This window comes from Halomonas sabkhae (genome assembly GCF_030409265.1).
In the GTDB taxonomy this organism is placed as follows: Bacteria; Pseudomonadota; Gammaproteobacteria; order Pseudomonadales; family Halomonadaceae; genus Halomonas; species Halomonas halmophila.
In genome coordinates this window covers 39,501-54,237 of the sequence record NZ_JAUFPM010000004.1, presented here as the reverse complement: position 1 = coordinate 54,237, position 14,737 = coordinate 39,501, and the positions used below count along the sequence as shown (strand labels likewise).

General features: G+C 64.7%; 14 protein-coding genes. 8 read left to right on the top strand and 6 right to left on the bottom strand.

What is annotated here, in order from left to right:
- Positions 1-42 precede the first annotated feature (42 nt).
- A complete protein-coding gene (gene glpE / locus QWY79_RS03015) occupies positions 43-390 on the top strand; it encodes a thiosulfate sulfurtransferase GlpE (RefSeq protein WP_290269777.1) in 348 nt (115 codons plus the stop codon).
- The gene (locus tag QWY79_RS03010; RefSeq protein WP_290269775.1) at positions 383-1,531 is read left to right on the top strand and encodes a tRNA nucleotidyltransferase/poly(A) polymerase-related protein; all 1,149 of its coding nucleotides are present in this window, start codon (positions 383-385) and stop codon (positions 1,529-1,531) included. Before glpE ends, QWY79_RS03010 begins: the two co-directional genes overlap by 8 nt.
- 153 nt (positions 1,532-1,684) lie before the next feature.
- Here QWY79_RS03010 and folK read toward each other — a convergent pair whose 3' ends face one another.
- Complete coding sequence (folK, locus tag QWY79_RS03005) at positions 1,685-2,209, bottom strand: 2-amino-4-hydroxy-6-hydroxymethyldihydropteridine diphosphokinase (RefSeq protein WP_290269773.1); 525 nt, start codon at positions 2,207-2,209, stop codon at positions 1,685-1,687.
- Positions 2,206-2,574 carry a dihydroneopterin aldolase gene (gene folB / locus QWY79_RS03000; RefSeq protein WP_290269770.1) on the bottom strand — a complete coding sequence of 123 codons (369 nt, stop codon included), beginning with the start codon at positions 2,572-2,574 and terminating at the stop codon, positions 2,206-2,208. The genes folK and folB overlap by 4 nt, the downstream gene beginning before the upstream one ends.
- A gap of 150 nt (positions 2,575-2,724) precedes the next feature.
- On the opposite strand from folB, the gene QWY79_RS02995 reads away from it, so the two are divergent.
- Entirely contained in the window at positions 2,725-3,300 is a 576-nt protein-coding gene (locus tag QWY79_RS02995) for a glycerol-3-phosphate acyltransferase (protein ID WP_290269768.1), read from the top strand.
- A gap of 290 nt (positions 3,301-3,590) precedes the next feature.
- On the opposite strand, the gene tsaD is transcribed toward QWY79_RS02995, so the two are convergent.
- Positions 3,591-4,619, bottom strand: coding sequence for a tRNA (adenosine(37)-N6)-threonylcarbamoyltransferase complex transferase subunit TsaD (gene tsaD, locus QWY79_RS02990; RefSeq protein ID WP_290270066.1), 1,029 nt, complete (start codon positions 4,617-4,619; stop codon positions 3,591-3,593).
- Positions 4,620-4,854: 235 nt separating this feature from the next.
- Between tsaD and rpsU the strand changes: the two genes are divergently transcribed.
- From rpsU to rpoD, 3 genes are all read left to right on the top strand, one after another.
- Positions 4,855-5,070 (top strand): 30S ribosomal protein S21, encoded by a 216-nt coding sequence (rpsU, locus tag QWY79_RS02985; RefSeq protein ID WP_013333229.1) that lies wholly within the window; start codon positions 4,855-4,857, stop codon positions 5,068-5,070.
- A 193-nt stretch (positions 5,071-5,263) separates the two neighbouring features.
- Positions 5,264-7,090: a DNA primase gene (dnaG, locus tag QWY79_RS02980; protein ID WP_290269766.1), complete on the top strand. Its 1,827-nt coding sequence runs from the start codon at positions 5,264-5,266 to the stop codon at positions 7,088-7,090.
- A gap of 234 nt (positions 7,091-7,324) precedes the next feature.
- Complete coding sequence (gene rpoD, locus QWY79_RS02975) at positions 7,325-9,172, top strand: RNA polymerase sigma factor RpoD (RefSeq protein WP_290269764.1); 1,848 nt, start codon at positions 7,325-7,327, stop codon at positions 9,170-9,172.
- Between the two features lie 102 nt (positions 9,173-9,274).
- Here the strand turns inward: rpoD and QWY79_RS02970 are convergent, their stop codons facing one another.
- Positions 9,275-9,925: a hypothetical protein gene (locus QWY79_RS02970; protein ID WP_290269762.1), complete on the bottom strand. Its 651-nt coding sequence runs from the start codon at positions 9,923-9,925 to the stop codon at positions 9,275-9,277.
- 82 nt (positions 9,926-10,007) lie between these two features.
- On the bottom strand, positions 10,008-10,934 hold the full coding sequence (locus tag QWY79_RS02965; protein WP_290269760.1) for a LysR substrate-binding domain-containing protein: 927 nt from the start codon (positions 10,932-10,934) through the stop codon (positions 10,008-10,010).
- A gap of 198 nt (positions 10,935-11,132) precedes the next feature.
- On the opposite strand from QWY79_RS02965, the gene QWY79_RS02960 reads away from it, so the two are divergent.
- The gene (locus QWY79_RS02960) at positions 11,133-12,512 is read left to right on the top strand and encodes an L-serine ammonia-lyase (protein WP_290269758.1); all 1,380 of its coding nucleotides are present in this window, start codon (positions 11,133-11,135) and stop codon (positions 12,510-12,512) included.
- A 67-nt stretch (positions 12,513-12,579) separates the two neighbouring features.
- Here the strand turns inward: QWY79_RS02960 and QWY79_RS02955 are convergent, their stop codons facing one another.
- A complete protein-coding gene (locus tag QWY79_RS02955) occupies positions 12,580-13,479 on the bottom strand; it encodes a LysR family transcriptional regulator (protein ID WP_290269755.1) in 900 nt (299 codons plus the stop codon).
- A 122-nt stretch (positions 13,480-13,601) separates the two neighbouring features.
- Here QWY79_RS02955 and QWY79_RS02950 point away from each other — a divergent pair, with 122 nt between their 5' ends.
- Entirely contained in the window at positions 13,602-14,711 is a 1,110-nt protein-coding gene (locus QWY79_RS02950; protein ID WP_290269753.1) for an S-(hydroxymethyl)glutathione dehydrogenase/class III alcohol dehydrogenase, read from the top strand.
- Positions 14,712-14,737: the final 26 nt, after the last annotated feature.

The window sequence follows — 14,737 nt, the reverse complement described above, 5'->3', positions numbered from 1 at the left end:
GGTGACGTCCGACGTCGCACTGCCTGACCTCTGGAGGCTTCCATGACCACGCCGACATTCGAACACCTCAACGTGACCACCCTGGCCGACTGGCTCGAGGCAGCACGACCGCTGACGCTGGTGGATATCCGCGATCCGGCCAGCTTTGCGGCAGGCCATCTGCCCGACAGCCGACACCTGGACAACGACGGCGTGCCCGCCTTGCTGGCCGAGGCCGATCGCCGACAGCCGCTGGTAGTGGTCTGCTACCACGGCAATTCCAGCCAGCAGGCGGCGGCCTGGCTCGCCGGGCAAGGGTTCGAGGAGGTCTATAGCCTGGATGGCGGCTTCAGCGACTGGTCGGCCCGTTATCCCGAACGTGTGGCCGAGGGAGCGCCCGGCGGTGGCTGATCGCTATCTCGCCGGGCTCGAGGTCTACCGGGTCGGCGGGGCCGTGCGTGATGCACTGCTGGGCTGGCCGGTCACGGATGTGGACTGGGTAGTGGTTGGCGCTACCCCCGAGGCCATGCAGGAGCGGAGCTTCAAGCCCGTCGGGGTGGATTTTCCGGTCTTCCTGCATCCCGACACCCATGAGGAATTTGCCCTGGCGCGTACCGAGCGCAAGTCCGGGCATGGTTATACCGGCTTCGAGGTGCATGCCAGCCCCGCGGTGACACTCGAGCAGGACCTCGAACGTCGCGACCTGACGATCAACGCCATGGCCCGGGGCGCGGATGGCAGCCTGGTGGACCCCTTCAACGGCCAGGCAGACCTGGCGGCGCGCGTGCTGCGTCATGTGTCGCCGGCCTTCGTCGAGGACCCGCTGCGCGTGCTGCGCGTCGCGCGTTTCCTGGCCCGCTATGCCGGTCATGGCTTCGTGATTGCCGATGAGACGCGCGCCTTGATGCGCCAACTCGTCGACAGCGGCGAGCTGGCACACCTGGTCGCCGAGCGCGTCTGGGCCGAGACCGAGAAGGCGCTGGGCGAGTCCTGGCCGGAGCATTACTTCACCGCGCTTGATGACTGCGGTGCCCTGGCGGTGCTGATGCCGCAGCTCGCTCACGAAGGCCCATCCCTGGCGGAGACGCTGGCGCGGCTGCAGCGCTTGCCCGAGGATATCGATCACCTGGACGTCGTCGCCTGGCGCTGGGCACGCCTGGTCGAGCACCTCGGGGCGCCGGCCAGACGCCAGCTGGCCGAGAGCCTCCGCCTGCCCAGGCGAGTGAGTCGTCTCGCCGATCAGGTGGCCGAGACGCGTGGCCTGATGCATGCGCCCGGCGCGCTCGACGGGCAAAGGACGATGACCTGGCTGGAGCGTATCGATGCCTGGCGACAAGGCGATGTCGTGGCATCACTGATTGATCTGGTCAGCCTCGAGGATGCCGAACTGGCCGAGGAACTGGCGCTGGCCTGGCGACTGGCCACGCAGATTCTCCCTCAGAGGCTGGTCGAGGAGGGCTTCAAGGGCAAGGCGCTGGGCGATGAGCTGAGGCGTCGTCGGCGTCGTGCCATCGATGATGCCCTGGGGCGGGCGTCGCGCCATTCTAGCTAGGGGCAACGGGCCTAGGCACTGTTTGAAAAGTCGACGAGCGAAGGTTAGACAAGGCGAAAATCTGCGAAAACGCGGAGTTTACAAGGAGTAAATGAGCATTTGAGCGGATTTTCAACGTCGTATAACCGAGCACAGGCAGTTTTCAGACAATGCTTAGTCGCTGGCGCCCGGGGACAGGTCCACCCCGCGCCAGATGAAGGAGGCCGGCCACAGCGGCTGGTCGTCGCAGTCGAGTTGCTGCCAGAGATCCTGGTAGCGCTCACCCTTCACGGGGTGCCGGCTTTCCGGCAGCAGCTCGGCCAGTGGCTTGAGCACGAAGGCGTGGTGCAGGATCTCGTCGCGCGGCAGGCTGACGCCATCATGCTCGCCGGTCAGGCCGCCGACATCGAGCAGGTCGATATCGAGGGTGCGGGGACTGAACTTGGGGCTGTCGGGCAGTCGGCCATTGGCGAATTCCAGTCGCTTGCACCAGGCCTGCAGTTCGCCCACCGTCCAGTCGCAGGCGAAGAGGGCGACCAGGTTGTAGAAATTGCGCCCATCCTCGAAACCTACCGGCTGGCTTTCGTAGACCTGCGACACGCGCAGCTCACCGAAGGTGTCGGCCAGGGCATCCAGGCCGGCACGGACGTGTCGCTCGCGATCGATATTGCTGCCGATGCTGACGCTGACCAGGCTCATGAGACTGCCTCCTCGCGGGAACCACGTTCGATGCGCACGCCGACCGCGCTGGCTGTGGGTACGGCACCGGGCTTGCGCACGGTCAGGCCCAGCCAGGGGATGTTGAACTCCTCCCGCAGCCGCTCGGCCAGGCGTTCGGCAAAGGTCTCGACGAGTTCGAAGGCCTGGCTGGCAGCGAACTCGGCGATACGCTCACTGATGGCAGCATAATCGAGGGTTTTGTCGATGGCGTCGTCGGCCGCGGCAGGGCGAATGTCCGTGGCCAGCTCCAGGTCCAGCACCAGCGTCTGGGTCATGGTGCGTTCCCAGTCGTAGACGCCGATGACGGTATCGACGCGCAGGGATTCGATCAGTACGAGGTCCATCAGCCTTCCAGGCGCATGTAGCGGTTCGAGCAAGCTCGGTGGTCGGGCCCCTGATTGTACGCGAGGCGAATCGCCGACGACAGCGGCGCGCTGTCGCCGACGACGACTGGCTGGCAGAATACCGGGTGAATTCCTCTTCGAGGCACAGTCGTGCTGGCGACACTCGAAACGACACTGCCCTTGATGGCGCTCGGCTACCTGAGCGGCACCTGGCTGGGCGCCCTGACGGTATGCCGGCTGGCCGGGGTGGGCGATCCGCGCCTGGCGGGTTCGTGTAACCCGGGGTTCTCCAATGTGCTGCGCCTGCATGGCCCCTGGCCGGCGCTGGCGACGCTGTTGGTGGATGTCGTCAAGGGCATGCCGGTGCTCGGCCTGGCGCTGTTGCTCGGGCTGCCGCCCTGGGCGCAGGGGCTGGTGGGGCTCGGGGTGATGCTGGGGCACAGTTATCCCGTCTGGCACCGCCTGCGCGGCGGCCGCGCGGTGGCCAGCGCCTTCGGCGTCATGCTGGTGCTGACCCCGACGGTGGCACTGTGCTGTGCGCTGGTGTGGTGTCTGCTGGGCTTGAGCGGCCGGGCCTCGGCGCTGGCTTCCTTGACCAGTGCCGCCCTGGCGCCGTTGCTGACGCTGTGGCTGGCACCGGCCTACAGCGAGGTGGTGATCATCTTCACCCTGCTGGTGTTCACCCGGCATGCGCTCTACCTGCGCCGCTGGCCGGGGGCGCGGTAAGCCGCGCGCTTCGAGCCGCGAGTTTCGCGCTGCGGGCCGCGAGCTGCGAGTAGCAAGTGTCGGACATGCGCCATAAGCTCCAGGCTGGCTACCAACCGCTCGTGTCTCGTTTCTCGCGACTCGTTTCCCGCCGCTCGCCGCGAGCTTCGAGCTGCGAGTATCAAGTGTCGGACATGCGCCATAGGCTCCAGGCTGGCTACCAACCGCTCGTGTCTCGTTTCTCGTATCTCGCCAAGAGCTACCAACAGCTCGTTTCTCGCGACTCGTTGCTCGTCGCTCGCTGCCCGCCGTCAGGGCTGCCGGAGTTGCTCCAGTGGCCAGCGGGGGACCGCCTGCATCCGGCCGATCACTTCACGCTCGCCGGCCAGCAGGCGTTGCGCGCCGGCGTAGGCGATCATGGCGCCGTTATCGGTGCAGAAGCGGCCGCGCGGGTAGAAGACCTCGGCGCCGCGCTTGGCGGTTTCGCGTTCCAGGCGTTCACGCAAACGCTGGTTGGCACTGACCCCGCCGGCCACCACCAGGCGAGACAGGCCGGTGGCGTCGAGGGCGCGACGGCACTTGATGGCCAGGGTATCGGCCACGGCCTCCTCGAAGGCGCGCGCCACGTCGGCGCGTGCCTGGTCATCCAGCGCGTCCTGCTGGTCGAGCTGGCGAATGGTGGTCAGGGTGTGGGTCTTGAGGCCCGAGAAGCTGAAGTCCAGCCCGGGGCGATCGGTCATCGGGCGGGGGAAGCGCCAGCGCTGAGGATCGCCCGCGGCGGCCAGTCGAGCCACCGCCGGGCCGCCGGGGTAATCCAGGTCGAGCATCTTGGCGGCCTTGTCGAAGGCTTCGCCGGCGGCATCATCCACGGATTCGCCGAGCAGTCGGTACTGGCCGATGCCGCTGACCTCGACCAGCTGAGTGTGTCCGCCCGAGACCAGGAGTGCCACGAAGGGGAACGCCGGCGGGTTGTCCTCTAGCATGGGGGCCAGCAGATGCCCTTCCATGTGATGAACGCCGAGTACCGGAAGGTCGAGGGCGCGGGCCATGCCGTGCGCGGTGCTGGCGCCGACCATCAGGGCGCCGACCAGGCCGGGGCCGGCGGTATAGGCGATGGCATCGAGGCCTTGGCGGCGAATGCCGGCTTCGTCGAGGACTCGCTGGATCAAGGGCAGGAGCCGCCGAGTGTGGTCCCGCGAGGCCAGCTCCGGCACCACGCCGCCGTATTCGGCGTGCATGGCGATCTGGCTGTGCAAGGCGTCTGACAGCAGGCCTTGCTCGGTGTCGAAGAGGGCGACGCCGGTTTCGTCGCAGGATGTCTCGATGCCCAGTACGCGCATGGTCATGACCCGATGAGTCGCAAATGGCGGGTATTCTACGCGTTTGCGGGTCGCAACGGCAGGGCCGGTGGAGAAAACGGATTGCATGACGCCATGACGACGACTAGAATATTGTGCGCTGTAAGACTGGGTCGTGCGCCCGGGGCTTGCCTTGCATTGACAAGGCGATAGCGGATGAACGCCCCAAGGCGTGCGTTCTAACCGAACTCAAGTTTTTAAGGTAGGTGAGTGCTTAATGCCTTCTGTCAAAGTACGCGATAACGAGCCGTTTGACGTCGCACTGCGTCGCTTCAAGCGTTCCTGTGAAAAAGCCGGTGTCCTCTCCGAGGTTCGCCGTCGCGAGCAGTACGAGAAGCCGACTGCAGAGCGCAAGCGCAAGGCGGCAGCCGCCGTCAAGCGTCATGCCAAGAAGCTGCAGCGCGAGCGCAAGCGTTTCGAACGGCTCTATTGATCCGTACTTGAGGCGACGCCCTGCGTCGTCTTGGGAGGATGCCAAGCGGCCGCCATCAGGTGGCCGCTTGTTTTTGCGCCTTCCTGCTTGCCCGTCGCATGCCCGCGAACGGTATCGGCGGGCAGGGGGCGCTCCTTGTCATGGCGGGTTGCCGTGGCGTGTTTCCTGTTGTTCCGTTTTCGGGATTGCCTGAATGGCCGGACAGATTCCGCAACGCTTCATCGATGACCTGCTGGCGCGCACGGACGTGATCGATATCGTGTCCGAGCGCGTGAAGCTCAAGAAGACGGGGCGCAACCATTCCGGGCTCTGCCCCTTTCATCAGGAGAAGTCGCCGTCGTTTACCGTCAGCGCCGACAAGCAGTTCTATCACTGCTTCGGCTGCGGTGCGCACGGCAATGCCTTGCGTTTCCTGATGGAGTACGACCGCCTGGCCTTCCCCGAGGCCGTCGAGCAGCTGGCCGGCCGGCTGGGGCTCGATGTGCCGCGGGAGGGCGATGATGATCCTCGCCAGCAGGTGCGCGAACGCAAGCGCAAGGAAGGCGTCAATCTGCTGGAGCTGGCGGCGAGCTTTTTCCGCGAACGCATGAAGATGCCCGAGGGCGAGTCTGCCAGGGCCTACCTCGAGCAGCGTGGCCTGTCGGCGGAGGTGGTCCGGGACTTCGGCATCGGCTTCGCGCCGGCCCAGTGGGAAGCCATGCGCCACCACCTGGGCGGGCACGGCATCAGCGAGGCGGTGCAGATCGAGTACGGCCTGCTGGTGCATCGGGAAGACAGCGGCCGTATGTATGACCGTTTCCGCGATCGGGTGATGTTTCCGATCCGCGATATGCGCGGGCGCACCGTGGCATTCGGCGGCCGGGTGCTGGGCGACGCCAAGCCCAAGTACCTTAACTCGCCGGAAACCCCGGTGTTTCACAAGGGCCGCGAGCTGTATGGCCTGTATGAGGCGCGGCAGGCCAATTCACGCCTCGAGCGTGTGGTCATCGTCGAGGGCTACATGGACGTCGTGGCCCTGGCGCAGTTCGGCATTCGCAATGCCGTGGCCACTCTGGGGACGGCCACCACCGAGGATCACCTGTCGCGGCTGTTTCGTGTCGTGGATGAGGTGGTGTTCTGCTTCGATGGCGACCGCGCCGGCCGGCAGGCGGCCGACCGGGCCCTGCGCACGGCGCTGCCGATGATGATCGACGGCCGGCAGGCGCGCTTCCTGTTCCTGCCCGAGGGCGAGGATCCGGATACCCTGGTGCGCCGCGAGGGCGCCGATGCCTTCGAGGATCGGGTTACCTGTGCCAGCCCGCTCTCCGAGTTTCTCTTCGATCAGGCGGCCCAGGGGCGGGATCTCGGGCAGATCGAGGAGCGTGAGCGTTATGCCAGCCAGGTGCTCGAGGCCATCGGCCTGCTGCCCGAGGGCATGCTGAAGTCGCTGTTGCTGACGGAACTCTCGCGCCGTACCGGCGTCGACCAGTCAAGCTTCGAGTCGATGATGATGCGCCATGCCGGCGCGGCCCAGGAGTCGCCGATGGAAACGGCCGCGCCCGTGCCGCCCGGTGAAGCGGGGCCCGCGCCGAGCGAGGCGGTCGGACAGGCTCAGGGCGGTTCCCTGGGGCTGATGGCCCGGGCCCTGCAGTTGCTGGTGCACGAGCCGGGGCTGGCCGAACGCCTGCCCGACAATGATGACTGGTGTGCCCAGGAACAACCGGATGCGCAGCTGTGCCGTCAGGTGGTGCGGCTGCTCAAGGCGGGCGGGTATCGCAGCCCGCAGGTGCTGCTGGCGCATTTCCACGGTACGCCCGAAGGAGAGCGGCTGGCGGAGCTGGCGCGTCGCGAGCCGCTGGTGCCCAAGGGCGTGCGGGGAGCGGAGCTGGATAACTGGGTGGCGTATTTTCAGCGCCATCGCCGCCAGCGTTCGCCACAGGAGGAATATGATGCGCTGCTGGCGCGCAGCCGAACCGGGGAAACGCTGTCCCAGCAGGAACGCAAGCGGCTCAGTGAGCTATTGATGGAGCTCAAGGGGTGAGAATGGCCGCGGCCAGGAAAAGTGGCGCATGGGTTGAAATCTCTCCTACCATCACCATATTCAGTTGCGACCGAAAGCAACGTAACCGGACAAACTACCACACCTGAATGACCGCGCAAATACATTGTACTGGCAAAACAGGGCGCTTAACCGCTATACTGTACGGCTTATCGTATTTTGTCACCGCCTCAGTGCTTCAGGTGCTTCATTCTTCTTCGTCGAGATAGGGTTTCTATGGCTGGAAATGCGCAGCAGCAGTCACGTCTGAAGGAGTTGATCGCGCGCGGCAAGGAACAGGGTTTCCTGACCTATGCCGAGGTCAACGACCATCTACCCGAGGATATCGCCGACCCGGATCAGGTGGAAGACATAATCGGCATGATCAACGACATGGGGATCAATGTCGTCGAGGAAGCTCCCGACGAAGATACCCTGATGATGTCCGATCAATCCACCGACGAGTCGGCGGCCGAAGAGGCTGTGGCGGCATTGGCTGCGGTGGAAAGCGATGTCGGTCGAACCACCGACCCGGTCCGCATGTACATGCGTGAGATGGGGACAGTGGAACTGCTGACTCGCGAAGGCGAGATCGAGATCGCCAAGCGGATCGAAGAGGGGACCCGCGAGGTCATGTCGGCGCTGGCGTATCTGCCCGGTGCCGTGGACTCCATCCTCGAGGTCTACGACGGCACCCAGGATGAAGAGGCGCCGGGCCGGCTGTCCGATCTGTTTTCCGGATTCATCGACCCCGACGAGGGCATTCCCGGCGTCGCCGAGGCGGAAGCACCGGCGTCCGTGCCCGAGCAGGGTGCCGCGGCCGGCGAGGCCGAGGACGAGGACGGTGAAGCCGAGGAAGAAGAGTCCGGCGGTGGTCCCGATCCCGAAGAGGCCAGGGCACGTTTCGAGCAGATTCGCGAACAGAATGAAGCGGCGCGGCGCGCCATCGAGGCGCATGGTCGCGAGTCCAAGCAGGCTCAGGACGCGCTGGCGCGGCTGGCCGAGCTGTTCTCGCCGATCAAGCTGGTGCCGAAGCACTTCGAGCGTCTGGTCGGCCAGGTGCGTATCAGCGTCGAACAGGTCCGCGCCCAGGAAAAGGCCATCATGCAGCTGTGCGTGAAGAAGGCCAAGATGCCGCGCAAGACCTTCATCAAGTCGTTCCCGGGCAACGAGTCCAATCAGGAATGGCTCGATGCCTTCATGGCCGACAACGGCAAGTACTCGACGCGTCTCGAGCCGCTCAAGGGCGAGATCCAGCGCTCGCAGCGCAAGATCGCCTTCGAGGAAGAAATGGTGGCGCTGGCGGTGACGGACCTCAAGGAGGTCAATCGCAAGCTGTCCATCGGCGAAGCCAAGGCGCGTCGGGCCAAGAAGGAGATGGTCGAGGCCAACCTGCGCCTGGTGATCTCGATCGCCAAGAAGTACACCAACCGTGGCCTGCAGTTCCTGGACCTGATCCAGGAAGGCAACATCGGCCTGATGAAGGCGGTGGACAAGTTCGAATACCGTCGTGGCTATAAGTTCTCGACCTATGCCACCTGGTGGATCCGTCAGGCCATCACGCGCTCCATCGCCGACCAGGCGCGGACCATCCGCATTCCGGTCCACATGATCGAGACCATCAACAAGCTCAATCGTGTGTCGCGTCAGATGCTCCAGGAAATGGGGCGTGAACCGACTCCCGAGGAGCTGGGCGAGCGCCTCGAGATGCCGGAAGACAAGGTGCGCAAGGTGCTGAAGATCGCCAAGGAGCCGATCTCCATGGAGACGCCGATCGGTGACGATGATGACTCCCATCTGGGGGACTTCATCGAGGACGGCACCATGGTGCTGCCGATCGACTCGGCCACCGGCGAGGGCCTGATCGAGGCCACCCGCAATGTGCTGGGCGGCCTGACGGCACGCGAAGCCAAGGTGCTGCGCATGCGCTTCGGTATCGACATGAACACCGACCACACCCTCGAGGAAGTCGGCAAGCAGTTCGATGTCACGCGCGAGCGGATCCGCCAGATCGAGGCCAAGGCGCTGCGCAAGCTGCGTCACCCGTCGCGCTCCGAGCCCCTGCGCTCCTTCCTCGACGAATAGGCGAGCGGGAGTGCGGCTCCCTTGACCGGGACCACGACGAAAAACGCCCACGGACCTCCGTGGGCGTTTTCTTGTGTGGGTCGTGCGGCGACGTTCAGGCCCTCATATGGTGGCTCCGTCTGCGGCCTCGACCCGGCGTCGAATCAGCAGCAGCAACTCCACCATGGCCAGTACCATCAGGGTATAGCCGAACATCTCGGTGACTTCCTCGGCGGCATTCTTGAAAACGCGCACGTAGCCCTCGGCCAGCATGGCCTGCCAGAGTTCGCCGCGGCCGAAGAGGCGCGAAAACACATAAGTGGTCAGAAAGCCGGCGGCGAACAGGCCGAAGGCGAAGGTGCCGCTGCAGCTCGCCATTTCGTCGACAAAGGCGCGGCGCCGGCGTATCACCACCGTCAGCAGGGGCAGTACCAGCAAGGTGACCAGCACCTGCCAGGCGCCATCGAAGACAAACTGGTCCAGCCATTTGTCCTGCTCGCGTATCAGGGAAGCGCCGAAGAGGCCGGCCAGCAGCAGCATGACATGCTCGAGCTGGCGATAGCGGAATCGCGTGAACAGGGCGAGGCCGGTGGCCACGGCAAGCAACAATGTCTGGGTGAACTCGGTGAAGCCGAGTTCGGAGAATTCCTGCTCGATGGGGCGCTGGGCTTCCATCATCACGCCCTCCATGAGGGCGGCGACCAGCAGGATGTAGGCCACTGCCCGCAGGCAGAGCTGGCGAAAGTGGATGCGGTCGGGGTGGGTCGTGGGCATGCAGTTGTCTCGCGGCATGGTGATTAAAGCCGCAATATTATACGCCAAGCGGAAGGCGCACGCCTGCCCGAGACGCGCCGGATCAGCGGTATCGGTACTGGCGCTGTGCTTCCTCGACCAGCCAGTCATGCACGGCCCTGACGCGCCGATCATCCAGGGCGCCGGCCGAATAGACGATGCCATAGTGCATGCCGGTGGCGACTCTCTGGTCGAGGGGCGCGATCAGGGTGCCGGTATCCAGCTCGTCGGTGATCAGGGTCTGACGTGCGATGGCCACGCCCATGCCGGCGATGGCTGCCTCCATGGTCAGGTGGTTGCGGTTGAAGGTATAGCCGCGCTGCACGTTGAGAGAAGGGGCGTCGATCGCCGCGAGATAGTGTTCCCATTCGCCATAGTCGCGGCTGCCGCGCCAGGCGGTCACGTCGTGGAGCAGCGGATACCAGGACAGGTCCTCGGGGCGCCGCAGGGGAGGGCGGCCGCGTAGTAGAGAGGGTGAGCAGACCGGAAAGATCGTTTCTTCCAGCAAGGGGGTGATGGTCAAGCCGGGGGTCTGGCCGTCATTGAGGTCCAGCGCCAGGTCGAAATCGCCCTCGCGCAGCGAGGTGCTGCTGTCCTCGGAGGTGATGTGCAGCTCGATGTCGGGAAAGCGGGCCTGCAAGCGAGGCAGCCGGGGCATCAGCCACTTGTTGAGGAAGGAAGGAATGCTGCGCAGCCGGATGATGCCGCTCATTACACCACTGCGCAGCCGTTTCACTTCCAGGCCGACCGACTGGTAGGCCTCATCGACCACGCTGGCCAGCCGTCGCCCCTCCTCGGTCAGGGTCAGGCGGCGCGGCAGGCGCTGGAACAGCTTGAATCCCAGGCGCTCTTCCAGTTGCTTGATTTGCTGACTGACCGCGCCGGTCGTCACGTGCAGCTCCTCGGCTGCCCGCGTGAACGACAGGTGATGGGCGCTGACGGCAAATACCTTCAGCCAGGCGTGGGTCTGGGAGTTGAGAAGGCGGCTCATGGTTTAGTCATACTATACTGAAAGCAAGATATTCTGGATTGTGCATCGCGGAATCTGGGCCCAACATAAGGGTTAATCAAGATAAACGCCAGCTGGCTTTAGTCTGACTGACAGTAGAGCCGTCGACTCGAGCCTCCATTCCGCTGGCACGATGACCCTGACGACCGGTGATGCCGGTCCGGCAATGAGGCACCCATCATGGCGATTAGCGTCTTTGACCTGTTCAAGATCGGCATTGGGCCGTCGAGCTCCCACACGGTTGGCCCCATGCGCGCGGCTTATGACTTCGTTCAGGAACTGCGCACGCGGGATCTGCTGGAGCGCGTGGCGCGTGTCGAGATACATCTGCATGGCTCCCTGTCGTCCACCGGCAAGGGGCATGGCACCGATCGTGCCACCATCATGGGCCTGATGGGCGAGAAGCCGGAAACCATCGACCCGGCCATCGTCTCCCCCAATATCGAGGAGCTGCTGGAGTCCCAGTCGCTGCTGCTCGATGGGCGCCTGGCGATTCCCTTCGTCTGGACGCGGGATCTGCAGTGGCATGACGAGAGCCTGCCCTACCATCCCAACGCCATGACTCTGGTGGCTCACGGCCATGCCGACGAGCTCTACCGCAATGTCTTCTACTCGGTGGGCGGCGGTTTCGTGGTCGACCAGGGGCAGGTCGATCGCAATGAACTGGATGCCGACTCCACCACGCTACCCTATGATTTCAACAGTGCCGGTGAGCTGCTGGCGCTGTGTCGCCTGCATGACATGCGCATCAGCGAACTGATGATGGAAAACGAAAAGGCCTGGCGCGACGAGGCGGAGATCCGGGCCGGCCTGTGGCGGATCTGGGAAGCCATGCAGGAGTGCGTCAATCAGGGCTTCAGCAACGAGGGCGTGCTGCCCGGCGGGCTCGACGTCAAGCGGCGTGCGGCGGCGCTGCATCGGCGCCTGGAGGCCCTGGAAGACGACACCAGCCTGATCACTTCCACCTTCTCCGCCATGGACTGGGTCAATGTGTTTGCCCTGGCGGTCAACGAGGAAAACGCCGCCGGCGGGCGCATGGTCACGGCGCCGACCAATGGCGCGGCCGGCATCATTCCGGCGGTGCTGCACTATTACATGCGCTTCCAGCATGATGCCTGCGAGCGCAATGTGGTGGACTTTCTGCTGGCGGCCGGCGCCATCGGCATCCTGTGCAAGAAGAATGCTTCCATCTCGGGTGCCGAGGTCGGTTGCCAGGGTGAGGTGGGCTCTGCCTGTGCCATGGCCGCCGCCGGCTTGACCGAGGTCATGGGCGGCAGTATCGGTCAGGTCGAGAATGCCGCCGAAATCGGCCTGGAACACAATCTGGGGCTGACCTGCGATCCGGTCGGCGGACTGGTTCAGGTGCCCTGTATCGAACGCAACGCCATCGCTTCGGTCAAGGCGATCAACGCCACCCAGATGGCCCTGCGCGGCGATGGCGAGCACTTCATCTCGCTCGACAAGGCCATCCGCACCATGCGCGATACGGGGGCCGACATGCAGGAGAAGTACAAGGAAACCTCCAAGGGGGGCCTGGCCGTCAATGCCATCGAATGCTGAGACCCCGTCTCTCTCTCGGACCGGTTAGCGGTCCCTTTCGCGCGGTGCCCTTGGGCACCGCGTTTTTTTATCTGCCCCGCGCATTGCCCGGCAGGCGCGGACCCAGCGAAGCCACCAGGTAGTCGAGGAACTGACGTACCTTGGGGGAGCGATGGCGATGTCGCGGGTAGACGGCCCAGACGGCCGTGTCATCATGCTGATAGGGATCCAGCACGCTGATCAGGTCGCCGCTTGCCAGGTGTTCATCCACATAGTAGCCGGGCAGTTGGGCCAGCCCGAGGCCCTTGAGCGCCGCATCCAGCAGCGCCGGTCCGGAGTTGCCGCGCCAGGGGCCGTCGACACGAATCTCGCGCCGTACGCCGTCGACGTCGAAGCGCCAGTATTCGCGTGTGCCCACCAGGCAGCGATGGCGCGACAGCTCGGAAAGTGCATGCGGCTGACCGTGGTGCCTGAAGTAGTCGGGTGAACCGACGACGAATTCGCGGCGTTCGCACAGCCGGCGGGCAATCAGGGTGGAGTCCTGCAGGGTGCCCATGCGAATGGCGATATCGAAGCCCTCGTCAATGATGTCGACCTGTCGGTTGGTGAAGTGCATCTTCACTTCGAGCTGCGGATGCAGGCGCATGAAGTCATGCACCAGCGGGGCGAGGTAGCGCTCGCCGAAGGTGGTGGCGCAGGTCAGTCCGAGCAGGCCGCTGGGCCGGGTCTGGAGCTCCTTGACGGCGGCCTCGGCTTCGCGGAAGCCATCGAAGAGGTGGTGACAATGCTGGTAATAGAGGCGGCCGGCTTCAGTGAGACTGATGCGACGGGTGGTGCGGTAGAGCAGCGGGGTGTCGAGCTGGCTCTCGAGCTGGCTGACCAGGCGGCTGACATGCGAGCTCGACACGCGCAGTCGTTCGGCGGCGGCGTTGAAGGCGCCCAGGCGCACGACTTCGATGAAGGCTTCCACTCGATCCCAGCGTTGCATCGGTGCCTGACTCCATGATTATTGCTGTGTGACAATGATGTCATGTATTTGATGCAGTTTATACGCTCCCCGTTGTTGCCTAGACTGGAGCGGTGCCAATCCATCACTTTGAAGGAGTGATCATGAAATCTCGTGCCGCTGTGGCTCTGGAAGCGGGCAAGCCGCTGGAACTGACCGAAATCGATGTCGAAGGCCCGAAGTCGGGCGAAGTCCTGGTTCGCATGGCGGCCACCAGTGTCTGTCATACGGATGCCTTCACGCTCTCGGGCGCCGACCCGGAAGGCAACTTTCCCTCGGTGCTGGGGCACGAGGGTGCCGGCGTCGTGGAGGAAGTCGGCGAGGGCGTGACCAGCCTGCGTCCGGGGGATCACGTCATCCCGCTGTATACCGCCGAGTGCGGGCAGTGCAAGTTCTGCCTCTCCGGCAAGACCAACCTGTGCAGCTCCGTGCGGGCGACCCAGGGCAAGGGGGTGATGCCGGATGGCACCAGCCGCCTGTCGCTGGATGGCCAGTCACTGCACCATTACATGGGCACCTCGACCTTCAGTGAGTACACGGTCGTGCCCGAGGTATCGCTGGCCTCGGTATCCAAGCAGGCGCCGATGGACAAGATCTGCCTGCTGGGCTGCGGTGTGACCACCGGCATCGGGGCGGTCATGAACACCGCCAAGGTCGAGCCGGGCAGCACCGTGGCGGTGTTCGGCCTGGGCGCCATCGGTCTGGCGGTCATCCAGGGCGCGGTGATGGCCAAGGCCAGCCGTATCATCGCCATCGACGTGAACCCGGAAAAATTCCAGCTCGCCGAGCAGTTCGGCGCCACCGAGCTTGTCAATCCCAAGGATTACGCGGGCTCCATTCAGGAGGTCATCGTCGACATGACCGACGGCGGCGTCGACTACTCTTTCGAGTGCATCGGCAACGTCAATGTCATGCGCTCCGCGCTCGAGTGCTGCCACAAGGGCTGGGGCGAGTCGATCATCATCGGGGTCGCAGGTGCCGGTGAGGAAATCTCCACGCGTCCCTTCCAGCTGGTGACCGGTCGCGTCTGGAAGGGCTCCGCCTTCGGCGGCGTCAAGGGGCGCACCGAGCTGCCCGGTTATGTCGAGCGCTACATGAATGGTGAACTCAACATCGACGACTTCATCACTCACGACATGCCGTTCGAGCAGATCAACGAGGCCTTCGACCTGCTGCACAAGGGTGAAAGCATCCGCACCGTGCTGCACTACTGATAGGCAGCTGGCGCCGCGCGGGCGCA